Source organism: Mesorhizobium sp. M0778, from assembly GCF_040320105.1.
GTDB lineage: Bacteria > Pseudomonadota > Alphaproteobacteria > Rhizobiales > Rhizobiaceae > Mesorhizobium.
Genome location: NZ_JAMYPA010000042.1, coordinates 1 through 20,919, shown reverse-complemented (window position 1 = coordinate 20,919; position 20,919 = coordinate 1). Strand labels below are relative to the sequence as shown.

Sequence of the window (20,919 nt, the reverse complement as noted above, 5' to 3'; positions counted from 1 at the left end):
GTCAGAGAAAGAACGGCGTAGGGCCATGCCTGCCTTAGAATGGGCCAGAGGAACGACTCGCGTATCCACGGAAATTGCGGAAACAGCGAACCCAGTCCGTAGTAGAGCAGCCAGAGCTGGAGCAGCAGCGGCGTGCCGCGAACAATCGTGCAGAACACCTTGGCCGGCACGCTCAAGATCGGCGGGCCGATCACCTGCGCCAGGCCGAGGGGGATGGCGAGCGCGATGCCCAGAGCCGACGTTACCACAAGCAGCCAGATGGTCCGCCATATGCCTTGCAAAGCCAGCGGCAGATAGGTGGGAAGCCAATCCCAGCGCATGAGGAAAATCGATGCCAGTACGACAACCAGCGCGATCAGGATCAGAGCTATGCGGTGTGGCTGCATCCAGAGCGAGGCCCGTGCGGCGGCGTCAATGACCGGGGTTTCGGTCGCCATCAGTGCGATCCCGCGATCGACGGCATGCCGCGTCGCGCCCAGCGCTCAACCCGCCCGATGACGACGTTGGAGACGAGGGTCAGAACGAGATAAAGCGCGCCCGCCGCCATGAAGAAGGTGAAATAAGCCTTCGTCGCGCCGGCTGCCGTCCGTGTGGTTTGGGTCAGTTCATTGACGCCGACGATCGCGAGAAGCGCGGTGTCCTTGGTGGCGATCAGCCACAAATTTGCCAGCCCCGGAATGGCGAAGGGCAGCATCGCCGGCAGCGTTATACGCCTGAGAAGCAGGCCGGGAGGCATTCCATAGGCCCGCGCGGCTTCGATCTGGCCTTGCGGAACGGCGCGGATTGCGCCGCGCAAGACTTCGGTGGAGTAGGCGCCCTGCACGACCCCGAGCACGCCTATGCCGGCGACAACCCCGTTGATGTCGATCGCGGCATAGCCGAGCGCGGTAAGCAACTGGTTGATGAGGTCGGTACCAGCGAAATAAAGCAGCAGGATCAGCACCAGCTCGGGCACGGCGCGGACCACTGTGGTGTAAACTTCCAGCAGGTCACGGACCACCGGCCCGCCATAGAGCTTGCCATAGGCGCCGCCGACGCCGATCAAAAGACCAACCCCAAAGGAACCGAAAGCAATTCCGACGGAGTTTGCCAGCCCATGCAGAAGGCTGAGACCCCTGCCGTTCGGCGGTTCGAAGGACAGCAATTCCAGCGAACTGGCTCCGAACATGGTGGCGAGAACGTCGCTCAGCTTATGTCCCCTGGGACTTGCGGGTTGAGGCGCCAATGATGCGTCAAGCCGGACATGCCCACCGCGACGACGGCGGCTAGGCATGCCCGGCTTGACGCCGTTGCCGTCAGTTGGACTGCGACGCTTCGCCGTAGATGTCGAAATCGAAGTACTTCTTGGTGATTTCGGCATATTTGCCATTGGCCCGAATGGCCTTGATGGCGGCATTGATCTTGTCCTTGAGCTCGGTGTCGCCTTGGCGCATGCCGGCGCCGACGCCCGGCCCGAGCACTTCAAGGTCCGGCGCGACATAACCCTTGAGGTCGCAGCACGCCTTGCCTTGGTCCGACTTCAAAAACGCGTCGAGCGCGATCGAATCGGCCTGAGTGGCATCGATCCGGCCGGCGGCGAGATCCTGATTTGCCTCGTCCTGCGTCTGGTATTCCTTGATTTCCGCAGCGTCGGTGAAGTGCTTCTTGGCGTAGGCGGCGTGCACCGTAGACGCCTGAACGCCGACTATCTTGGCTTTCAACCCCTCTGGCGTCGCATCGAATTTCTGATCCTTGGCGCCGATCACCGCAGTCGGCGTGTTATAGTATTTGTCGGAGAAGTCGATTTCCTTCTTGCGCTCGTCGGTAATGGACATCGAATTCATGATCGCATCGATCTTCTTGGTTTTAAGCGCCGGGATGAGGCCGTCCCACGGGACTGGCGTCAATGCGCAATCCAGCTTGGCTTCGCCGCAAATGGCGTTGACGATGTCGACTTCCCAGCCACCCCACTTGCCGGAAGCATCCTGCGAGTAAAACGGCGGATAGGCTTCCGGCGAAAAACCCACCTTGATCTGTTCGGCGCTTGCCGAAAATGCGCCCGACAATGCGATCAGCGTGGCCGCGAGCGCCGTTTTGAGAAAAGGTTTCATTTTTCAGTTCTCCCGTTTTTTGGTTTTGACGTTCCCGTCTGCTTTTCTCGCAAGTCATCCAACATTGCGCAGAAACTGCTTCAGCCTTTCGGATTTTGGTGCGCCGAAGATCTGTTCCGGCGGCCCTTCTTCCTCGACCAGCCCGTTATGGAGATAGACGACATGCGTCGCCACCTCGCGGGCAAACTTCATCTCATGCGTGACCAGCACCATGGTGCGGCCTTCGCGCGCCAGGTCGCCGATCACCTTCAGCACTTCGCCGACCAACTCCGGGTCGAGCGCCGAGGTCGGCTCATCGAACAGCATGACGCGCGGATTGATGGCCAGCGCCCTGGCTATCGCTGCGCGCTGCTGTTGGCCGCCCGACAGATAGGCGGGGTAGACGTCGCGTTTTTCGGCCAGGCCGACGCGGGCGAGCAGCTTTTCCGCCTCGCCGATCGCTACATCGCGCTTGACGCCGAGCACATGCACGGGAACCTCGATGACGTTCTCGATCAACGTCATGTGGCTCCAAAGATTGAAGTTCTGGAAGACCATGCCGAGCTTGGAGCGGATGCGTTCGATCTGCTTGCGGTCGGCGGGCACGGTGTGGCCGTGGCTGTCGGCCTTCAGCTTTATCTCTTCGCCATTGACGCGGATGATGCCGCTGGTCGGGTTCTCCAGGCAATTGATGCAGCGCAGCAGCGTCGACTTGCCCGAGCCGCTGCCGCCGATGATGGCGATCACCTCGCCATCGCGCGCCGACAGCGAAACGCCCTTCAATACGTGCAGCTTGCCGAAATTCTTGTGCAGGTTCTCGACGTGGATGGCTTCGGCGGCGCCGTTCTGCACCGTATGCTTCAGGGCGGTGGCCGGCGCTGTCATCGTCGCGGTGCCCCGCGGAGCAGCCGAGGCAGTCCTTGCTGGAATTTATTACCCATTACCCGTCACTGGACAGCGTTCCGATTCTCAAGATGGACCGTTCCGCTTGCCTCCGTCAACCGCAGTTTTTGGACCATTGATCACGGCCTGCCGAGTGGCTATTGGCAGGAGGGAGCGCGTTTCAGGAGAATTTAGTGGGCAAAGCATACGGGTCGCAGTCGATGGCCGGGCCGCTGCAGCGCGTGCTGATGCGCTCCGCCGCCAGCGCCATGCATCGGGCCGAAGCACTGGAATGGCACTACGGTCCCGGCTTCGATCCGCAAAAAGCGGCGGCCCAGCATGAAGCGCTGGCCGGGCTGATTTCCGGCTCAGGCGCCGAGATCGAATGGCTGAGCGACGCCGATGACGGGCTTGCCGATTCTGTCTTTACCCACGATCCCTCGCTGATGACCGACCATGGCGCGGTCATCCTTGCCATGGGCAAGGCGCTGCGCCGGCCCGAGCCCGGCCTGCACGAGGCAGCTTATGGGCGCATGGGCATACCTGTCCTCGGCCGTATCGAGACTCCCGGCCAGGTCGAGGGCGGCGACTGCGTGTGGATGGATGCAAACACACTGGCGGTCGGCCGCGGCGTACGCACCAATCAGCACGGCATCCAGCAGCTCTCCAACCTGCTTTCACCCAAAGGCATCCAGGTCTATGGCTTCGACCTGCCGCTCTGGCAAGGCGAGGACGCCTGCCTGCATCTGATGTCGGTGATCAGCCCGCTCGCCGACGATCTGGCGCTGGTCTATGGGCCGCTCCTGCCGGTCGCCTTCCACCAGATGCTGCGTGCGCATGGCATTCGCCTGGTCGAGGGCGACGCCGACGAATTCTTCGCCTCGAGCGGGCTCAGCCTGAACGTCCTGCCGACCGCGCCGCGCCAGGTTATCGCCGTTGCCGGTTTTCCGAAGACGGCGGCTGCCATGCAGGCCGCCGGCTGTACGGTCTCGACATTCGAGGCCGATGCGCTGTGCATTGCCTGCGAGGGCGGCCCAACCTGCCTCACGCGCCCGGTGCTAAGACAATGACGACGATCGGCGAAGCGCTCATCACCTTGCTGGAAGCGCACGGCGTCGACACCGTCTTCGGCATTCCCGGCGTGCACACGGTCGAGCTCTACCGCGGGCTTGCGCGGTCGAAGATCCGTCACGTCACGCCGCGCCACGAGCAGGGCGCCGGCTTCATGGCTGACGGCTATGCGCGCGCCAGCGGCAAGCCGGGTGTCGCCTTCGTCATCACCGGGCCGGGGCTGACCAACACCATCACCGCCATGGGCCAGGCGCGCGCCGATTCGGTGCCGATGCTGGTAATCTCGGGCGTCAACGCCACGCCGACGCTGGGCAAGGGCCTTGGCCATCTGCATGAACTGCCGGACCAGCGCGGCATGATGGAGAAGGTGGCGCTGTTTTCGCACCGTGTCACCGAGGCCGGCGAATTGCCCGGCGTGCTCGCCCGCGCTTTTGCACTTTTTTCATCCTCGCGTCCGGGGCCAGTGCATATCGAGATCCCGACCGATGTCATGACCATGCCCGCCACCGGCATCGTGGCGCTGCTGCGGAATTCGGCCCCGCCCGAGCCGGGCGCCGCGGTGATCGCTGAGGCAGCCAGGCTTTGCGCTGCCGCCCGCCGGCCGCTTATCCTGGCCGGCGGCGGCGCCAAAGCTGCCGAAGCGCCGTTGCAGCGCCTGGCCGAGAGGTTGGGAGCGCCGGTCGTCCAGACCGCCAATGCGCGCGGCCTGCTCTATCGCCATCCGCTTGGCGTGCCGGCCAGCCCCAGCCTGAAGGCGGTGCGTGCGCTGATGGCCGATGCCGACCTGGTCATCGCCGCCGGTACCGAATTCGGTCCGACCGATTATGACGGCTATGGCGACGGCGGTTTTGTCCTGCCCGCCAATCTGATCCGCATCGACATCGGCGCCGACCAACTTACCAGGCGGCCGGCCCGGATTTCGATCCAGGCCGATTGTGGCGCAGCGCTCGAGGCGCTGCATGCCGAACTCGGCATGGGCCAGGCGCAATCAGGCGACGGCGCCGCTCGCGCGGCCGCGACGCGGCAAGCGGCCTTTGCCGAGATTGGCCCAGCTATGCAGGCGCAATTGCGCGCCGTCGAGACGATCCGTGATGCGCTGCCTGGCTCGATCATCGTCGGCGATTCGACCCAGCCGGTCTACGCCGCCAACCTCTATTACGATCACGACCGGCCGGGCGGCTGGTTCAACGCCGCTACCGGCTTCGGCGCGCTCGGCTATGGCCCGCCGGCGGCGATCGGTGCTGCCCTTGCCAGGCCTGAGGCGCCGGTCGTTTGTCTCACCGGCGACGGCGGCTTCCAGTTCACCCTGCCGGAACTGGGCGCCGCGCTCGACGCGGCGGCGCCGGTGATCTTCGCCGTCTGGAACAATCGCGGCTACCGCGAGATCGAAACCTCGATGCTCGATGTCGGCGTCGAGCCGGTCGGCGTCTCCCCGGCACCGCCGGATTTCTGCAAATTGGCCGAAGCCTATGGCATTGCCGCCGAGCGGATTTCCGGCGCCGGCGGCTTGGCGGACGCGCTACGGCGCGCGCGGGCGGCGGGACGACCCTACGTCATCGAGATTTCGGTTGAGTGATTGCGCGAAAGGCGCGACCTTCCGCATCGGCGGCGCGCAACGACGGAGCGGTCGAATATGACGGAAACACTGGACGGCAGACATATCGTGGTGACCGGCGGCACCGGGGCGCTTGGCGGCGCGGTCGTAGGGAAACTGCTGGAGCAGGGCGCGATTTGCCATGTGCCCAATGCCCACGCTGCCGCGCCTGCCCATTTTCCCTTCCCGGCACATGACCGCGTCAGGCTGGCGCACAATGTCGACCTCGCCGACGCTGCCAAGGTCGATGCCTTCTATGCTAGCGTTCCGGATTTGTGGGCATCGGTGCATCTGGCCGGCGGCTTCACCGCCGCACCGGTCGAGAAGATCGAGCCCGCCTCCTTTGCCGAGATGATGGACACCAACGCCCGCACCACCTTCCTGTGCTGCCGCGCGGCGATACGCTCGATGCTGGAATCTTCCGTATCGGGCCGCATCGTCAATGTCACCGCGCGAGCCGGGCTCGATCCGCGGCGCGGCTCCGGCAAGGTGGCTTACGCTGCCGCCAAGGCGGCGGTCGCCGCGATGACCGTGGCGATGGCCGAAGAGCTGAAGGGCAAGGGCATACTGGTCAACGCCGTGGCGCCCTCGACCCTAGACACGCCGGCCACCCGGGCTGACATGCCGGGCGCCGATTTCAGCAAATGGGTCAGCTTGGAAGCAGCCGCGGAGGCCATTGCCTACCTCGCTTCGCCGGCCAATCTGGCGATGAGCGGCACGCTGGTGCCGCTTTACGGCAGGGCCTGAAATTCAGGTCGGGTGCAAAAAAGGCCCCGCCGGATCGCTCCGGCGGGGCTTTTTGTTTCGTTTACAACCTGCGCGAGGCGCAGTGTTGGCTTAGCTGCCCTGCTTCTTCAGCGCGGCACCCAGGATGTCGCCCAGCGAAGCGCCGGAGTCAGTCGAACCGTACTGGGCGACCGCTTCCTTCTCTTCGGCGATTTCCAGCGCCTTGATCGAGACCTGCAGCTTGCGGGTCTTCTTGTCGAAGGCGATGACGCGGGCGTCGACCTTCTGGCCGACAGTGAAGCGCTCGGGGCGCTGCTCGTCGCGGTCACGGCTGAGGTCGGAGCGCTTGATGAAGGTCTCGATGCCGCTGTCGACCAGCCGCACTTCCAGACCGCCATCCTTCACGCCGATAACCTCGCAGGTGACGACTGCGTTCTTGCGCAGTTCGCCTGACGTCGCCGCTTCGCCGACCGTGTCCTTGGCCAGCTGCTTGATGCCGAGCGAGATGCGCTCCTTGTCGATGTCGACGTCGAGCACCTGCGCCTTGACCATGTCGCCGCGATTGTACTCCTCGATCACCTGCTCGCCCGGACGGGTCCAGTCGAGGTCGGAAAGGTGGACCATGCCGTCGACATCGCCTTCGAGGCCGATGAACAGGCCGAACTCGGTCTTGTTCTTGACCTCGCCCTCAACCTGGCTGCCGACCGGATGGCTGCGCGCGAAGGCCTCCCACGGGTTCTCCAGCGTTTGCTTGAGGCCGAGCGAGATGCGGCGCTTGGCCGGATCGACTTCGAGCACCACCACGTCGACTTCCTGCGTCGTCGACAGGATCTTGCCGGGATGCACGTTCTTCTTGGTCCACGACATTTCCGAAACGTGGATGAGGCCTTCGATGCCCGGCTCCAGCTCGACGAATGCGCCGTAGTCGGTGATGTTGGTAACGGTACCCTTGATCTTCTTGCCGATCGGGAACTTGGTGCCGATCTCGGACCACGGATCGCTCTCGAGCTGCTTCATGCCGAGCGAGATGCGGTGGGTTTCCTGGTTGATGCGGATGATCTGCACCTTGACCGTCTGGCCGATATTGAGGATTTCGGTCGGATGGTTGACGCGGCGCCATGCCATGTCGGTGACGTGCAGCAGGCCGTCGATGCCGCCGAGGTCGACGAACGCACCATAGTCGGTGATGTTCTTGACGACGCCTTCGACCACCTGGCCTTCTTCGAGGTTCTGCACGATTTCCGAACGCTGTTCGGCGCGGCTTTCCTCGAGTACGGTGCGGCGCGACACCACGATGTTGCCGCGGCGGCGATCCATCTTGAGGATCTCGAAGGGCTGCGGGTTGTGCATCAGCGGCGAGACGTCGCGGATCGGGCGGATATCGACCTGGCTGCGCGGCAGGAAAGCCACGGCACCGTCGAGGTCGACGGTGAACCCGCCCTTGACCTGGTTGAAGATGACGCCTTCGACGCGTTCGCCCTTGGTGAACTTCTCTTCGAGACGGACCCAGCTCTCTTCGCGGCGGGCCTTTTCACGCGACAGCATGGCTTCGCCAAGCGCGTTCTCGATACGCTCGACATAGACCTCGACCGTGTCGCCGACCTTGAGCGTCGTGTCCTTACCCTTGACGCCGAATTCCTTCAGCGGCACGCGGCCTTCGACCTTGAGGCCGACGTCGATGATGGCCATGTCCTTCTCAATGGCGGTGATGATGCCCTTGACGACCTGGCCTTCGCCGGAATGGCCGGCGGAAAATGATTCTTCGAGCAGGCTCGCGAAATCATCGCGAGTGGGATTTGCAACTGACATAGTTTCTCCTGGAATGCCCCGCAATCTGTCGCGGGGCGGGCGCCGTGGGTTAGCGTTGCGTTGGCCTGCCGGCGTTCCGGGCAAAAAGCCCTGGCCGCCTTTGGGCGGCAATTCCGGCGCATGAAGAATGCTGGCAGGCTGGTCCATGCCCAATATGGGAATTCTTTTTGTCGCCGGCAATCGGCGGCGGCAGGAAAACCCGGCTCAGGCTTCGTTTCTCTTGGCCAGGACGTCATCGATGATCGCCCGAGCTGCCAGAAACGCGGCTTCTATAGCCATTTCCGACGTGTCGAGCAAGTGCGCATCGGCTGCCGGTTTCAAGGGCGAGTCCATGCGGCCCATGTCGCGCTCGTCGCGACGCACGATATCGGCAAGGATTTCATCGAAATTGGCAGTGCCGCCGATGCTCTCGATTTCGTCCAGCCGCCGCTTTGCCCGCACCTCGGCACTGGCCGTGACATAGAGTTTTACGTCGGCATCGGGACAGACGACAGTGCCGATGTCGCGGCCGTCGAGCACCGCGCCCGGCGGGGTTTTTGCAAAGTCGCGCTGCTTGTCGACCAGAATGCGCCGCACCGACGGGATGACAGCCACTTTCGAGGCAGCCTCTCCGACGGCGTGTGCCGAAAGCACGGCGCGGTCGAGCTTTGCCAGATCGACCTGACGAGCCGCGGTTTCAGCGGCCGAGACATTGTCGAGCGGCAGGCCGAGCCGGAGCAGCGAGTGCGCCACCGCGCGATAGGTGAGGCCGGTGTCGAGCAGGTTTAGCCGGTAGTGATCGGCGAGCCGTCGGGCAAGGGTGCCCTTTCCAGCGCCTGCAGGGCCGTCGATGGCGATGGTGAAGCCTGTCGTCATTCGAAACCTCGATGCAAGTGCCTCACTCCATCGGCGCTCGAAGTCAACCGCGTTGACCTCCGAGGCCTCGAACTGATTGTCGGAATTGATCTCTGTGAGATCGGGAAAGCCTTCTACGGAATTTCTGGTGCCCCCGATCTCGATATCCTCCGACCCGTCGAGGGCAGCGCCGCGAATGGCAAAACCCACGGAGCCATCGGTATAGAACTCGATAGTCCGGTTCTGGAAATTGTCGTCGGCAACTTCATACCAGAGATGGGACGGCTCCCCCGGTATGCGATGTTTCCAATGAACGTAAAAGTATCTCACTCGATCTCCGCACCCAGCCCCTTCATCAGCCCCATGAATTCCGGAAAGCTCGTTGCGATCATCGCCTGGTCGTCGATGGTTACCGGTTTTTCCGTCGCCAGCCCCATCACCAGGAAGCTCATGGCGATGCGGTGGTCGAGATGGGTCTGGACGATGGTGCCCTGTCCGTTGGGATGCTGGCCGAGGCCCTTGCCGCCCGGTTTTCCGCGCACGACAAGCGCGGCCTCGCCTTCGCTGCAGTCCACACCGTTGAGCTTCAGCCCTTCGGCCACCGCCGACAGCCGGTCGGATTCCTTCACGCGCAGCTCTTCCAGGCCAAGCATCAGCGTTTCGCCCTCGGCGAAGCTGGCCGCCACGGCAAGCACCGGATATTCGTCGATCATGGTCGGCGCCCGTTCGGGCGGTACGGTGACGCCTTTCAGTTCGGAATAGCGCACGCGCAGGTCGGCAACATCCTCGCCGCCTTCATTGCGGCGGTCGAGAATGTCGATCCGGGCGCCCATTTCTTGCAGCGTCAAAAGAAGCCCCGTGCGCGTCGGGTTCATCAGCACGTTTTCGATGGTGATGTCCGAGCCCGGCACGATCAGCGCCGCCACCAGCGGAAAGCCGGCCGAGGAGGGGTCGCCAGGCACCGCGATGGTCTGGCCGGTGAGCTTGCCCTGGCCTTCGATGAAAATGTGGCGCACGCCGCGCTCGTCGGTCTCGACCGACAGATTGGCGCCGAATCCCTTGAGCATCTTTTCGGTGTGGTCGCGCGTCATCACCGGCTCGATGACGGTGGTGATGCCCGGCGTGTTCAGCCCCGCCAGCAGCACCGCCGACTTGACCTGCGCCGATGCCATCGGCACGCGGTAGGTGATCGGCGCGGCGTGCTTGGGCCCGCGCAGCGTGATCGGCATGCGGTCGCCGGGTGTCGCCTTCAGCACCTGCACGCCCATCTGGCGAAGCGGTTCGAGCACGCGGCCCATCGGCCGGCCGGACAGCGAGGCGTCGCCGATGACGGTGGTTTCCATGTCATAGGTGCCGACCAGGCCCATGGTGAGGCGGGAGCCCGTGCCGGCATTGCCGAAATCGAGCGGGCCCTCCGGTTGCAGCAGCGCGCCATTGCCGGTTCCGCGGATCACCCACTCAGTGCCATGCTTCTCGATATGAGCGCCCATCGCCTTCATGGCAGCGCCCGTACGCATCACGTCCTCGCCTTCCAGTAGTCCGGTGATGCGGGTTTCGCCGGAGGCCAGCCCGCCAAACATGAAGGAACGGTGCGAGATCGACTTGTCGCCCGGCACCCGTGCCGCGCCGGAAAGACCAGATGATTTTCGGGCGGTGGCCTGCTTCGGGGCGGCAGTGTGCGACATGGTTCTTTCCTGGAAACGCCGGCGGCCGGCCATTTTCTTGTGGTTTGCGCGGTCTCCTATCATGGCGGATCGAGATGGTCATCCCCTTGGTACGAAGGCCTTCGAATTCAAGCTTTTTGGGACGCCGGCTTTTCGCTTTGACAGCGCCGTAAACTCTGGTTAAGGGGACCAAACTTTCATCGACGAGGCTTGCTGTGGCAAAACCCGAACTTGGCACCAAACGCATCGACCCGGAGACGGGTCGAAAATTCTATGACTTGAACAAGGACCCGATCGTCTCGCCTTACACGGGCAAGAGCTATCCGCGCTCCTATTTCGAGGAAGGCAAGATAGCCGCCCTCGAGGAGGAAGAGGAAGTTGCCGAGAAGGAAGTGGACGCCGAAGAGGAAGAGGGCGTCGAGGTCGTCTCTCTCGAAGAGGCGGACGAGGACGCGAAGGCCGACGAGCTTCCCGATCTCGGCGATGACGAGGACGACGTTGACCTTGGCGATGACGAGGATGACACGTTCCTTGCCGACGAGGAGGAAGAAGACGACGACGTTGCCGACATGATCGGCGTCGGCGAAGACGACGACGAAGTCTGAGCGAACCGCATTCGCCGGCTTTCGCGGCGCTGCCTAGAAAAAGCGGTTCTTGAAGGCTTGATATTGACTGAAGGCGGGGTTAGAAGCCGCCTGCACTAACGACGCGGTCTCAACCCGCGCCGGATCTCTTCGCCGGAAACGGCGCCGGCGAACTGCCGGAGTGGGGCCATAGCTCAGTTGGGAGAGCGCTTGAATGGCATTCAAGAGGTCGTCGGTTCGATTCCGATTGGCTCCACCAAAAATTCTCTGGCCTTTTCCGATACTTACCAGTCAGCCCTTCGGGGCTCTTTTTCCTGGAACCCTTCGGGGCACCGCCGGGGCACCCCGAGACGCTTATTGGGTCGCAAAATTATTTTTTGCCCTAGTCTCCGTTTTCCGCCAGATTTGCCGAAAGGCGAGGGGATGGGAAATGTTCGGACTAGGGACAGCGAGGTGCCAGCAAGAGCGTCTATTGGCCATCCTCGAATTGCGGGCAGAGTTTCACGCGCTTAAAGCAGACGCGCCGGCCGCTGCCTGGCTATTCGCGCGGACCATCTTCAACGCAGCAAATTCCATGCTGGCCAGCGGCGGCGGAGATCCGGCCAAACTGATTCCAGAGCTGGAAGCGGAAAGGGAGCTTTCCCTAGGCTCGACCTCGAATGTCGATGGCGGCTTAGGCGCGCTCTCGCTCTCGGCCCTAATCGCCTTCCTTCGATCTAGGCAGCAGCAAGAGAACGAAATGCACTTTGACATCGCCATTCGAGAGGAAAAGGAACTCGCGCGTTGCACGGGCAGTTAGTTTCTGCATCAGGCCAAAGAGGGGCCACTTTCAGCCCCCTCGTTCGAAAGTTGGCTTCCAATCGCGATTGCGCTGCCCGCTGGACCGGCTGACGATCAGTATTCGAAGCAACGGCGGAAAGCGCCATGACGGGTTTGATATGGATGGACGGTTTAACGGTTCTCAGCAACCTTCCGCCCTCAGGGACTGCACCATTCGCACCACAATCGGATCGTACGGGATTTTTTCATCGCTGCTGTAATTTATGACAAAGAGCGCGGCACGGTCGTTGCAGACCGCAATGGCGCGGACATATCGGATCTGTTCGTTCTTCATACCCGAGTAGCTGGCCCATCTCGGCGTGACGCGCCTATAGGTCAGTTTCCAGCCGTCCTTTTCATCCTCGACCATGCGGTGCTCAATCTCGGCGCGAAAACTGTGCTTGCCGAGCCTTGCGCCCCACACGGTAAGAAGGGCATCGTTTTCACCCCGAAATTCCGCGCCCTGGTCCGAACGCTGCGTCAGGACAAAGCCAGGGGGAACTTCGAATATGAAGCCCAACTGCCTGAAGCCGAAAAGCTGCCACGCTTGCGCTTGGAGAAGCGTGCAGCAAAATAAAATCGAAACGAGGCTCAACAGAAAACGTGCCATTGGCATTAAATTAGCGTCGCGTCATATACTGTCCAGACGGACACAATTGGCGACAAAGAAAAAGTAGCAGACGAATGCCGCTGATTTCAGCCTCGTGCGCGAAAGAAGCGGCCCGCTGCCGGAAGCAGCGAGCCGCACGAATTGGACGGAAGACGGAGGTACCGGCCAGGGCACAATAAGCATGCTCTGCTGGAGAAGGTTGGATTTCGGTTACTCTCCCTCCGCCAACGCACCCTGCCCCAACTTTCTCTGCCTCGACCCAGGAGGATCGATATCCCGCGGAACTGCGGGCTTTTCAAGAAAAGCTGGCAACCGCGTGCCGGCTATTCCTCGTGAATGGGCGTTCTCTGGCCAATATTCTCCAAAGCTGTCAACCTCGCATCTTTGGTTCTCAGGTTCAGATGTAAGCAATCTCAATGACTTGGAGGGCGCCAGGGTTGGAAAGTTGGGCTTTGGTCTCGCCAGCCGAGAGCAACTCCATGCGCCCTGCACCTCAGGTCAAGCGGAAAGGCGTTTGTTCGTTGAGCCGCAACCAGACCATCAGCGACTCCTGAAATGGCGAGCGGTGGCGTGCTGGTCCGGTCAGGGGATAATTCCCCGAAGGCCCCGGCGTAGCTGGATCTGGCGGGTACCGCAGCATTTCTTGAACTTCATACCTGAACCGCAAGGACATGGATCATTGCCGCCGCGTTGCAGCCGGCCGACCAGGGGCAGCATCGCTGCGGAAGGCAGGAGCGCCGCCGCAAGGGCAGCCAACTTGGCCGAGATTCCCGGTACGACGAGGCGACGACCGGATTTGAACCCTCGCCACGCACGTTCGGCCACATACTCCGGATCCACCTTTGGCAAGATGTTGAAGAGCACCGTCTGATAGGCGCCTGACCTTGCGAGAAACTCCGTCGACACCGGACCTGGTGCCAGGCATGTGACCGTCACACCGGTTCGGCGCAACTCCTGATGAAGCGCCTCTGAGAAGAAGCGCACGAAACCTTTGCTAGCGAAGTACAGAGCCATATAAGGCCCTGGAACGAACCCGGCCACGGAACTGAGATTGAGCACCCCGCCCCGTCGGCGCGCCACCATTCCCGGCAGAAAATGGAGGGTCAGTTCTGTGAGGGAATGTATGTTGAGATCGATGATGCCGAGTTGACCATCAATAGGCAGCGCCGTCGCCGCGCCCCGCAGGCCATAGCCGGCGCTGTTGACCAGGACATCACAGACCAGGCCGCGTGCGGACAGAAAGTCCTCTAGGCGCGTTGGCGCATCGCCTGCCACGAGATCCAACTCGAGCGTGAATGCCTCGCCACCCCCCTCCCGAACCTCAGCCGCCGCGGCGGCCAAACCCTCGGGCGAGCGGGCAACCAGCACAACCGCACCGCGCTCCCGTGCAGCGACGCTCGCAATTGCCCGGCCAATTCCACCCGAGCCGCCAATCACGACGACGGCTGGCCGGAATTCACGGTGCGAAATCATGTCGCGTTCCTCTTTCTTGCAGGAGCGGCAACACTTTGACCGAGCAGCACCACTTCATTGGCGACAGTGCCGTTCAGAATCTGTTCGAATCTCTCCAGTGCTCGTGCGACGTTCGCTCCATCCATTACCCGGTGATCGTAGTGGATGCGGACATTCACCGATCCGTCTTTGCCGATCGGACCGTAGTTTAGAAGCGTGGTCAATGGTGTCAGCGGGTTGAGTGATTCCGCACCGAGACCCGAATAGACGGACAGTTGGAAGGTACCGAAGTAATTTGCCCTTTGCCGACCGATATTCAGCCCTAGCCACATAAGCAGCCACCTGAGGGGCGCGGGCGCACGTGCCATCCGCAAGGCACGCCGGAACTCCGGGACCTCCAGGATCGGCCGTGATCGAGCCGCATGGATGGATTCCTCAAGTTCCGTGATAGAGTAGCGCTCCGGGCACTTGATGCGGCTCAACAGAACGGCCGGCTCGCCGTCATATTCGCGCTCGTGGGCAATCGAGGCTACGCTTACCGGATACTCGTAAAGCTGCGGCCAGGGCAACTTGACATAGGCGCGCCGCAGCTCCGGCATCTCTCGGGCGAGAAGCGCGTATCCCTTCAGGAAGATCGCGGTCCAAGAGGGCCTGGTCTGCTGCGCCATTCTAGCCCTTACGAGTGGACCGAGGTTCATCTGACGCTGCACCGCGACCCGTGGCACGCCGATCGAAAACCTCATCAGATCGCCAACAAGGCGCCGGGGCGCCGAAAGCTTGAGGGCTCGGCCTCGCATCAAAAGACCTCTAGTAAAGATAAGGGACTATTCGCTTGGTCTTTTCCATATAGGCACGGTATTGCGAGCCGAACTTCTCCAGCATCATACGCTCTTCCTTATCCACTCTCAGCAGAAAAAGGACTGCGAAACCAATCAAACCCGAAGTGCCCGCAACCCAGTTCGACAGCAGAAAGACCTGGCCGAGCCCCATGAGCAGGAACGAGGTGTACATCGGGTGGCGGACCAAGGCGTATGGCCCGGCGCAGACCAGTTCATGGCGTTCGCGAATCTCCAGCGTAATCGACCAGTTACGGCCAAGTTCCTTGTGGGATATGCGAAAAATCCACAGCGCGGAGCAGAAGATCATGGTTCCGAGCGCCACGGACCACGCGCTGGCCGGATGGTCAGCCGCTCCGGGGATGCCGGTGGCGACATAGAAGCCAGGCAGGATCGCGAGGCCAAGGAGAGCCGATGCAAGCCCGACGGAGTCGGAACTTGAGCGGCCGCCCGCTACAATTCGCACGCGCCTTGCCCGGCGCTCGAAGGGATACCGGGTCACGTACCAGGCAACGATGCCGATCACCCATATGATCTCGCCAACTGAGGCTACAGCAATGCTCACTTCAGGTCACCGGAGCCTTTTCTCGATCTGGGACCACGGCAAGCCGTCGCAACGATGTCACCGTCCGAGTTGTCGACCGATAGACATTCGGAGCGCGTTCCTTTCGGACTTAACGGGGCGAACGAGCGCGAAAGCGGGTTTTGCCAATCGCATTTCAACCCCCGTTCATCTCCCGAAGCTTGGTTATGAATTGTTGCGGCCGGAGCCAGGTACCGGGGGTCTTATACCCCATGGATCTGGCGATGTCCGCTACGAAAGCGTTGCAGTTGTAGAGCGACGCGTGCCAAAGCGGAGAACTGGCCTGCAGCCTTCGTATGCTCGCGACGACTTTCCTATATTCGGCTTCGGTAAGCAAAACTCGCCAGCTTGCCGATCGGTAGGCATCTTCCAGGTCGCCGTCCGTCCACCCGGTCGAGGCTGGCACGGGCGCCAAATGGCCGAGAACATAGACATTGGGATCACTGGACTTCGGAGCGAGCCCCGCGACTTCGGGGTTGACCATCCGTCCCGCCTGGTTCAATCGTCCAAAAATCACGAAGGAATGGCCGTAGGTAAGGGCGTACCGGGAGCGGAACTCGATGAAATGCCGTTGGGCTTGAGTTGATGCCGCCGCGCTCGCCGGCATCGCCGCGGTTCTTAGTGCCCGATCATTGGACACGAAACTCGGCTGGGGCTTGTTGTCCTGCGACTGACATGACGCTGCGGCAAGCGCGAGCAGGGCCACAATTGTTGAACGGCCACTTACAAGCGTCATCTCATCCCGAACTCCGAGGACCGCAGACCTAGTGCCAGCCTATGCCCGCTAACCGCACGTAGGCTACGAATCCGGCCTTGGCCCCTGCGTATCGACGGGGAAGGGCCTGGCGGCCCCTCCCATACTTACCGAAAGCCGGTCCTTATTTAATCACGGGCTGCTCTACCGGAGCGGGTTCCGGTGGAGGAGCCTTCCCCTTTCCTTTGCCGATCCAGCCGTTCGCGCAGCCGCTCAGGCTGGCAACGGCGAGCGTGGCAACCATTGCAATCAAGATCCTGCTCATCAAGCAATCCTTTCCCCGGGGGCGGAATAGCCTATAGAAGCGCCACAAATAATATGCAGCCCCGCCAAGTTACCTGCGATCTACACCAAAGCCTAGTGCAGAAATGACACAGTTGGCACCCGGTTGCCGGCGGCACCTTTACGGTGACGTGCTGGCAGGGTTCACCACAACGGAGATCAGGCCTGCCCGGGCATCTCAGACCATCAAATAACCACCACCGTCGTGCCCAAAGGGATACGGTCGTAGAGGTCAATAATGTCGTCATTTATCAAACGGATGCACCCGTTCGATACCGCTGTGCCTATCGTCCATGGCTCGTTTGTACCATGTATCCGGAAGTGGGTGTCGCGCCTGTCGCGATAGAGATAAAGGGCACGCGCACCAAGCGGGTTGTTTGGTCCGCCAGGGACCCCCCCTGCATACTGCACCAGGCGCGGCTTGCGCTTCATCATGCTGGCGGTCGGTGTCCACGACGGCCAGTCCGCCTTGCGGCCGACGGTCGCTGTACCCTTGAACGAAAGTCCCTGCTCGCCGACGCCGACGCCGTAGCGCGTCGCCCAACCGTCCGTCTCGACGGCATAGAGGAAACGTTGCGAAGTATCGACGACGATCGTTCCAGCCGGCTCGTTTCCGTAGTACCGCACATGCTGCCGTCGGTAACGAGGATCCAGGCCACGCCTTGGTGCGAACGCGGATGAAATCGGCTCAGCCGCCTGTCGTAACGCTGACGTACATCCGGAAACCATCAGAGCCAGACTACCCAGCACGAGCCCCCGGCGCGCTATGTGGTGTTCTTCCATTTCTACCTGCTAAGAAACTGGTCAACTTACCGCCGCCCTCGTCTCTAACATTCCAAGGCATGCGGGCCAAGTCTCGCTGTGTGGTGCCTTGAAATCCAGTCAGGCCGGTTGCTTGGTGTAACCGTTTGCCAGCGTATGCGGCCGCAGGTGAGATGGTAAGGGGCAAGGTGAATTCACAGGATTGACAAGCGAATTGGAGCGAAACTTCTTGCGATAACCGTCTGCCTCTGTTCGGTTATGTCACAATGGGCATAGGATAGAGACGATGAAGCCTGACTTCCGTGGTAAAGTCGCGATTGTGACCGGCGCAGGCTCCGGAATAGGAGCGGCTGTTTCACGGCAACTCGCGCAAGAAGGAGCCGAGGTTGTTGTCGCCGACCTTGATGCCGAGGCCGCGCACTGCAAAGCCGCCGAGATACGCTCGCAAGGAGGCAGGGCCTACGACTTTGCGGTCGATGTCACGGATGCGGCAGCCGTGGAAAAGCTGATCGAGTTCACTGTCCAGAAATGCGGCGGACTGGATATGGCGGTAAACAATGCAGGTATGGACGGCGTTCGAAAAGCAACGGCAGACTATCCGCTCGACAACTGGCACAAGCTGATAAACGTCAACCTAACTGGCGTTTTCTACTGCATGAAGTACGAAATCGCCGCCATGCTGGATCGAGGCGGAGGCGCCATCGTGAACATGTCCTCCGTTCTCGGTTCCGTCGGCTTGCCAACTGCGTCCGCATACACGGCAGCGAAACACGGGGTCGTTGGACTAACCAAGGTTGCGGCGATTGAATATGCGAGGATGGGCATCCGGATCAATGTCGTCGGCCCCGGCTGGATCGAAACGCCTCTTTTATCGGAGCAAATGGAGGCATTAGCCATCCGGCGCATGGCAGCCCTTCAGCCGATGGGCAGGCGCGGGAAACCGGAAGAGGTAGCGGCTCTTGTGTGCTTCCTCTTGTCCGATCAGGCCAGCTTTATCACTGGGAGCTACCATCTGGTGGACGGAGCTTACACCGCCCATTAGGTAAATGGCGCCTGCATGGCGAGCCTCAAGGCGCAGAACGACGAGCAAACGTGGCGTGTCAGCTAGGTGACGAAGGCCAAGGCGGCGCCAAAGCCAGCACCCACTATGATGGTGAACGCAAAAAGCGGCAGTTCCCGCCCACGTTGTAACCGTAATGAAATACAAGAAAGAGTGCCGCAACGTATTAAGAGTTTGCTAATGCAAGGACGCATCGGTCCGCCAGATGCCATTCGCGTCGCAGCGTGGAGAAGATGGGCGCTGCGCTCAGTTGGGGCGAAAGTCGCTCAGGCAGAGAACTAGCCTTGGGGAAAATTCTCAGTCGCCCCTTGCTGAGACAATAGGAATATGGTCCTCATAGCCCCGTTGCGGCGATCCTCAAACGGAGATCGCAAAAATGGCCAGACACAAACCTTCTAAGCAACTTTCACAGGTCGAGATCGACCGCTTCATGGCGGCTGCGGAAGAGCTTCACAAGAGCATCGTCCGGCCGCTGCTATCGCCTACCTGCGACCACCATCGAGCGCTTCGAGCGGTCCATGAAACCCTGTTGAAATCGGTGAAGGACATTACCGGCAAGGATGCAGCTTTCATCCGATGGCACGGCACGGGGCCAGCGAACTAGCGGGAAGCGGGAATCTTGTCGGGGTAGGTAATCCGGACCTCGCGTCCGCACCCATCGCATTTGTAATGGGAAACGACCTGAAACCAACTGCCGTTCCGGACGACGGCGAAGTTGCAATGCGGGCATTGGAAAGTCAGACCAACGGAGGATAGACTGGGAGAGAGGGACATTGCAGCGCCTCGCATTCTGGAGAGCTCATGCTTGGCTTCCCGCCGCACCCTTCGGCACGGCGGGCTGTCTTCTCAGTCGTCAGGTCACTGGATGATCTTGACGATCTTGCGTGTGCCCGGGTCGACAACGACGGTCCGATCGTCGACGACCGTGTAGCGATACTTCTTGACGTTAGGCACTTCATGAAGCTCGACCGTATCGGGCAACGTCGAACCAATATTGAGCTCCACTCCAGGGACTTTCACCGATGCGAGCGGCTGTTTCTTGACATATTCCTTGATGACGGTTTCCTGCTCAGGCTCGATGACGACGTCCTGAGCGGCTACGGCGCCGACACCTGCAAGCAGCAGGAATCCCGCGACTGCGGTGGAAAGATGAATTCTCATAGCTGTCTCCTTGTGGGCTCGTGGGCGCAAAACATCGCGCCAAAGCTTCCCCAAACCTGCAGCTTCCGCAGACGTTCCGAACTGAGCCTTCGGTCTGCCGCGCGTAGGACCTTAGTCTGAGTTGCTGTGCGCAATGGCCCCGCATACGCCGCCGGCCGGAACTGCGTCTGTTCGTACTCGTTGCGGTCCCTCAAGGAGGAGAGCCTATGGAGAACAGTGTTCACGAAGCTCGCTGGCTGCTTGCACCGGTTTTCGCCATCTCCATCACCTTCTTGGTAATTGGAATAGTCGCAAGCTGATGGTCGTTAGCCAGAAATGAGGCTCCAAAACAGTCCCCAGAAATTGTATCTGCGCAGCTAAAGTCCCTTCCTGCGCTGATAGGGGCCCGCCGGCCTTTCCTGGATTTGGCAGGCGGGCCTTATTTCCCAGGACGCTCCGGATCGTCGCCGAAGCCCAGCAGCGAAGCAAAACCTAAAGCTTCGGCCTTAGATCAGCAATCAAAAGACGCGCTTCTCTCAAAATCGAGGCACGATCGAGCCCGACCAGAGATGCAATGTCGCGTATTTGCTGCTCGGTTGCTCCGGACTCCCGGGCAAGTCCGCTTACGAATTCTGGATTCAGGCGGGCTCGCCCTTGTTTTTCTGACATCACACCAAATGCCTTGTGTTGGGCCAAGAGTGCGATGGTCGCTCCTAAGCGTCAGCGGCCATGTTTTGTTGCTGACGATCTACTATTGTACGCTTTCGGACAGATTTCCGCCAGCGGGCTGGGAAAGATAGGCTTAGCTCTCATCGTCGAAACCCAGCAGCGGGGCATAGCGTATATACTTATGTTCGCCACGATAGGTGCTTGATCCGCAGCTTCACGCCTGGCCCAACCCACTGCTTCGTAGGTCGCTTCTTGACGCCCTCAGGAACTGGCCGGCATGTTCTTGGACCCGCTTCCTTTCGCGCCAACTCCGAGCCCGCTCCCCTGTTTCCTCACTGAATCGCCGACGAGCGGCCGAACATTTGGATAAGCGCCCTACAGCGAACACTCAAAAGGTTCAAAAGGGTCAGCCGCCGCTGCTGTTACGCCGCTGTTTTCAGCGCGATCCGGGTTCGGACCCCTACCTGTTCCGCCACTGTTCTCAGTGGGCTAAGTGGATCGGTAGCGATGGCATGGCTGAATGCCCGGCCCGCGCTCTCAATGGCAAAGGGCTGAACGTTCCAATCTCTGATCGATGCAACGATGATGGTAACTGCGCATTCCAAACAGCCCGGTGCCTTCCGGCAGGAGATGGACGTCGAGGCGATCTTTCGAGATGTCGATTCCGAGCGTTCGTGCTATGATTGCGGTCATCTTTTCCGTGTCCCGTGCTTGTCATC

Annotated in this window: 22 protein-coding genes, 1 tRNA gene and 1 pseudogene; 8 read left to right on the top strand and 16 right to left on the bottom strand. The window is 61.2% G+C overall.

Annotation, left to right across the window (positions count from 1 at the left end; all coding sequences use genetic code 11):
* From NKI22_RS30900 to NKI22_RS30885, 4 genes are all read right to left on the bottom strand, one after another.
* Positions 1–437 (bottom strand): ABC transporter permease subunit (locus NKI22_RS30900; protein ID WP_352959644.1); only part of this gene is annotated, 437 nt, incomplete at its 3' end.
* On the bottom strand, positions 437–1,168 hold the full coding sequence (locus NKI22_RS30895; RefSeq protein WP_036244431.1) for an ABC transporter permease: 732 nt from the start codon (positions 1,166–1,168) through the stop codon (positions 437–439). The genes NKI22_RS30895 and NKI22_RS30900, both read right to left, overlap by 1 nt.
* 127 nt (positions 1,169–1,295) lie before the next feature.
* The gene (locus NKI22_RS30890) at positions 1,296–2,090 is read right to left on the bottom strand and encodes a transporter substrate-binding domain-containing protein (protein WP_352483947.1); all 795 of its coding nucleotides are present in this window, start codon (positions 2,088–2,090) and stop codon (positions 1,296–1,298) included.
* 54 nt (positions 2,091–2,144) lie between these two features.
* Positions 2,145–2,954, bottom strand: coding sequence for an ABC transporter ATP-binding protein (locus NKI22_RS30885; RefSeq protein ID WP_023718026.1), 810 nt, complete (start codon positions 2,952–2,954; stop codon positions 2,145–2,147).
* Between the two features lie 218 nt (positions 2,955–3,172).
* Between NKI22_RS30885 and NKI22_RS30880 the strand changes: the two genes are divergently transcribed.
* From NKI22_RS30880 to NKI22_RS30870, 3 genes are read left to right on the top strand one after another with little or no spacing between them, the layout of a single operon-like run.
* Positions 3,173–4,021 carry a dimethylarginine dimethylaminohydrolase family protein gene (locus NKI22_RS30880; RefSeq protein ID WP_031193690.1) on the top strand — a complete coding sequence of 283 codons (849 nt, stop codon included), beginning with the start codon at positions 3,173–3,175 and terminating at the stop codon, positions 4,019–4,021.
* Positions 4,018–5,598 carry a 5-guanidino-2-oxopentanoate decarboxylase gene (locus NKI22_RS30875; RefSeq protein ID WP_023718024.1) on the top strand — a complete coding sequence of 527 codons (1,581 nt, stop codon included), beginning with the start codon at positions 4,018–4,020 and terminating at the stop codon, positions 5,596–5,598. Before NKI22_RS30880 ends, NKI22_RS30875 begins: the two co-directional genes overlap by 4 nt.
* A 57-nt stretch (positions 5,599–5,655) precedes the next feature.
* Positions 5,656–6,363, top strand: coding sequence for an SDR family NAD(P)-dependent oxidoreductase (locus NKI22_RS30870; RefSeq protein WP_023718023.1), 708 nt, complete (start codon positions 5,656–5,658; stop codon positions 6,361–6,363).
* A gap of 90 nt (positions 6,364–6,453) precedes the next feature.
* Here the strand turns inward: NKI22_RS30870 and rpsA are convergent, their stop codons facing one another.
* The 4 genes and pseudogenes from rpsA to aroA form a co-directional block, all read right to left on the bottom strand.
* A complete protein-coding gene (rpsA, locus tag NKI22_RS30865) occupies positions 6,454–8,151 on the bottom strand; it encodes a 30S ribosomal protein S1 (RefSeq protein WP_023676278.1) in 1,698 nt (565 codons plus the stop codon).
* 204 nt (positions 8,152–8,355) lie between these two features.
* The gene (cmk, locus tag NKI22_RS30860) at positions 8,356–9,006 is read right to left on the bottom strand and encodes a (d)CMP kinase (RefSeq protein ID WP_023718022.1); all 651 of its coding nucleotides are present in this window, start codon (positions 9,004–9,006) and stop codon (positions 8,356–8,358) included.
* A gap of 30 nt (positions 9,007–9,036) precedes the next feature.
* Positions 9,037–9,315, bottom strand: a pseudogene (locus tag NKI22_RS30855) (DUF6881 domain-containing protein); the annotation flags it as partial.
* Positions 9,312–10,670 (bottom strand): 3-phosphoshikimate 1-carboxyvinyltransferase, encoded by a 1,359-nt coding sequence (gene aroA, locus NKI22_RS30850; RefSeq protein ID WP_352817011.1) that lies wholly within the window; start codon positions 10,668–10,670, stop codon positions 9,312–9,314. The gene aroA and the pseudogene NKI22_RS30855, both read right to left, overlap by 4 nt.
* A gap of 194 nt (positions 10,671–10,864) precedes the next feature.
* Between aroA and NKI22_RS30845 the strand changes: the two genes are divergently transcribed.
* The 3 genes from NKI22_RS30845 to NKI22_RS30835 all read left to right on the top strand — a co-directional run bounded on the left by NKI22_RS30845 (position 10,865) and on the right by NKI22_RS30835 (position 12,032).
* Positions 10,865–11,254 carry a TIGR02300 family protein gene (locus NKI22_RS30845; RefSeq protein ID WP_023676282.1) on the top strand — a complete coding sequence of 130 codons (390 nt, stop codon included), beginning with the start codon at positions 10,865–10,867 and terminating at the stop codon, positions 11,252–11,254.
* A 162-nt stretch (positions 11,255–11,416) separates the two neighbouring features.
* Positions 11,417–11,492, top strand: a tRNA-Ala gene (locus NKI22_RS30840).
* Positions 11,493–11,705: 213 nt separating this feature from the next.
* Positions 11,706–12,032: a hypothetical protein gene (locus NKI22_RS30835; protein WP_352938558.1), complete on the top strand. Its 327-nt coding sequence runs from the start codon at positions 11,706–11,708 to the stop codon at positions 12,030–12,032.
* Between the two features lie 162 nt (positions 12,033–12,194).
* Here the strand turns inward: NKI22_RS30835 and NKI22_RS30830 are convergent, their stop codons facing one another.
* From NKI22_RS30830 to NKI22_RS30800, 7 genes are all read right to left on the bottom strand, one after another.
* Positions 12,195–12,662 (bottom strand): hypothetical protein, encoded by a 468-nt coding sequence (locus NKI22_RS30830; RefSeq protein WP_352938556.1) that lies wholly within the window; start codon positions 12,660–12,662, stop codon positions 12,195–12,197.
* Positions 12,663–13,244: 582 nt separating this feature from the next.
* The gene (locus tag NKI22_RS30825) at positions 13,245–14,135 is read right to left on the bottom strand and encodes an SDR family NAD(P)-dependent oxidoreductase (protein WP_352938553.1); all 891 of its coding nucleotides are present in this window, start codon (positions 14,133–14,135) and stop codon (positions 13,245–13,247) included.
* Positions 14,132–14,911, bottom strand: coding sequence for a hypothetical protein (locus NKI22_RS30820; protein WP_352938550.1), 780 nt, complete (start codon positions 14,909–14,911; stop codon positions 14,132–14,134). The genes NKI22_RS30825 and NKI22_RS30820 overlap by 4 nt, the downstream gene beginning before the upstream one ends.
* A gap of 10 nt (positions 14,912–14,921) precedes the next feature.
* The gene (locus NKI22_RS30815) at positions 14,922–15,509 is read right to left on the bottom strand and encodes a protein-S-isoprenylcysteine O-methyltransferase (protein ID WP_352959646.1); all 588 of its coding nucleotides are present in this window, start codon (positions 15,507–15,509) and stop codon (positions 14,922–14,924) included.
* A gap of 160 nt (positions 15,510–15,669) precedes the next feature.
* On the bottom strand, positions 15,670–16,269 hold the full coding sequence (locus NKI22_RS30810; RefSeq protein WP_352959639.1) for a hypothetical protein: 600 nt from the start codon (positions 16,267–16,269) through the stop codon (positions 15,670–15,672).
* A gap of 142 nt (positions 16,270–16,411) precedes the next feature.
* The gene (locus NKI22_RS30805) at positions 16,412–16,552 is read right to left on the bottom strand and encodes an ABC transporter (RefSeq protein ID WP_352938545.1); all 141 of its coding nucleotides are present in this window, start codon (positions 16,550–16,552) and stop codon (positions 16,412–16,414) included.
* Between the two features lie 203 nt (positions 16,553–16,755).
* Positions 16,756–17,352 carry a L,D-transpeptidase gene (locus tag NKI22_RS30800; protein WP_352959637.1) on the bottom strand — a complete coding sequence of 199 codons (597 nt, stop codon included), beginning with the start codon at positions 17,350–17,352 and terminating at the stop codon, positions 16,756–16,758.
* A gap of 265 nt (positions 17,353–17,617) precedes the next feature.
* Between NKI22_RS30800 and NKI22_RS30795 the strand changes: the two genes are divergently transcribed.
* Both NKI22_RS30795 and NKI22_RS30790 read left to right on the top strand, forming a co-directional pair.
* Complete coding sequence (locus tag NKI22_RS30795; RefSeq protein WP_352938540.1) at positions 17,618–18,373, top strand: SDR family NAD(P)-dependent oxidoreductase; 756 nt, start codon at positions 17,618–17,620, stop codon at positions 18,371–18,373.
* A 394-nt stretch (positions 18,374–18,767) separates the two neighbouring features.
* Complete coding sequence (locus NKI22_RS30790; protein ID WP_352959634.1) at positions 18,768–18,995, top strand: hypothetical protein; 228 nt, start codon at positions 18,768–18,770, stop codon at positions 18,993–18,995.
* A gap of 254 nt (positions 18,996–19,249) precedes the next feature.
* Here NKI22_RS30790 and NKI22_RS30785 read toward each other — a convergent pair whose 3' ends face one another.
* On the bottom strand, positions 19,250–19,552 hold the full coding sequence (locus tag NKI22_RS30785) for a DUF1236 domain-containing protein (protein WP_352648076.1): 303 nt from the start codon (positions 19,550–19,552) through the stop codon (positions 19,250–19,252).
* Between the last annotated feature and the right edge of the window lie 1,367 nt (positions 19,553–20,919).

What these genes read in the sequence shown, in the direction of transcription:
- NKI22_RS30785 (WP_352648076.1), bottom strand. Translation starts at nt 19,552, where the DNA reads ATGAGAATTCATCTTTCCACCGCAGTCGCGGGATTCCTGCTGCTTGCA.
- NKI22_RS30790 (WP_352959634.1), top strand. Translation starts at nt 18,768, where the DNA reads ATGGCCAGACACAAACCTTCTAAGCAACTTTCACAGGTCGAGATCGAC.
- NKI22_RS30870 (WP_023718023.1), top strand. Translation starts at nt 5,656, where the DNA reads ATGACGGAAACACTGGACGGCAGACATATCGTGGTGACCGGCGGCACC.
- NKI22_RS30805 (WP_352938545.1), bottom strand. Translation starts at nt 16,552, where the DNA reads ATGAGCAGGATCTTGATTGCAATGGTTGCCACGCTCGCCGTTGCCAGC.
- NKI22_RS30800 (WP_352959637.1), bottom strand. Translation starts at nt 17,352, where the DNA reads ATGGAAGAACACCACATAGCGCGCCGGGGGCTCGTGCTGGGTAGTCTG.
- NKI22_RS30880 (WP_031193690.1), top strand. Translation starts at nt 3,173, where the DNA reads ATGGCCGGGCCGCTGCAGCGCGTGCTGATGCGCTCCGCCGCCAGCGCC.
- NKI22_RS30810 (WP_352959639.1), bottom strand. Translation starts at nt 16,269, where the DNA reads ATGACGCTTGTAAGTGGCCGTTCAACAATTGTGGCCCTGCTCGCGCTT.
- NKI22_RS30825 (WP_352938553.1), bottom strand. Translation starts at nt 14,135, where the DNA reads ATGATTTCGCACCGTGAATTCCGGCCAGCCGTCGTCGTGATTGGCGGC.
- NKI22_RS30820 (WP_352938550.1), bottom strand. Translation starts at nt 14,911, where the DNA reads ATGCGAGGCCGAGCCCTCAAGCTTTCGGCGCCCCGGCGCCTTGTTGGC.
- NKI22_RS30830 (WP_352938556.1), bottom strand. Translation starts at nt 12,662, where the DNA reads ATGGCACGTTTTCTGTTGAGCCTCGTTTCGATTTTATTTTGCTGCACG.
- NKI22_RS30875 (WP_023718024.1), top strand. Translation starts at nt 4,018, where the DNA reads ATGACGACGATCGGCGAAGCGCTCATCACCTTGCTGGAAGCGCACGGC.
- NKI22_RS30885 (WP_023718026.1), bottom strand. Translation starts at nt 2,954, where the DNA reads ATGACAGCGCCGGCCACCGCCCTGAAGCATACGGTGCAGAACGGCGCC.
- NKI22_RS30890 (WP_352483947.1), bottom strand. Translation starts at nt 2,090, where the DNA reads ATGAAACCTTTTCTCAAAACGGCGCTCGCGGCCACGCTGATCGCATTG.
- rpsA (WP_023676278.1), bottom strand. Translation starts at nt 8,151, where the DNA reads ATGTCAGTTGCAAATCCCACTCGCGATGATTTCGCGAGCCTGCTCGAA.
- cmk (WP_023718022.1), bottom strand. Translation starts at nt 9,006, where the DNA reads ATGACGACAGGCTTCACCATCGCCATCGACGGCCCTGCAGGCGCTGGA.
- NKI22_RS30895 (WP_036244431.1), bottom strand. Translation starts at nt 1,168, where the DNA reads ATGTTCGGAGCCAGTTCGCTGGAATTGCTGTCCTTCGAACCGCCGAAC.
- NKI22_RS30795 (WP_352938540.1), top strand. Translation starts at nt 17,618, where the DNA reads ATGAAGCCTGACTTCCGTGGTAAAGTCGCGATTGTGACCGGCGCAGGC.
- aroA (WP_352817011.1), bottom strand. Translation starts at nt 10,670, where the DNA reads ATGTCGCACACTGCCGCCCCGAAGCAGGCCACCGCCCGAAAATCATCT.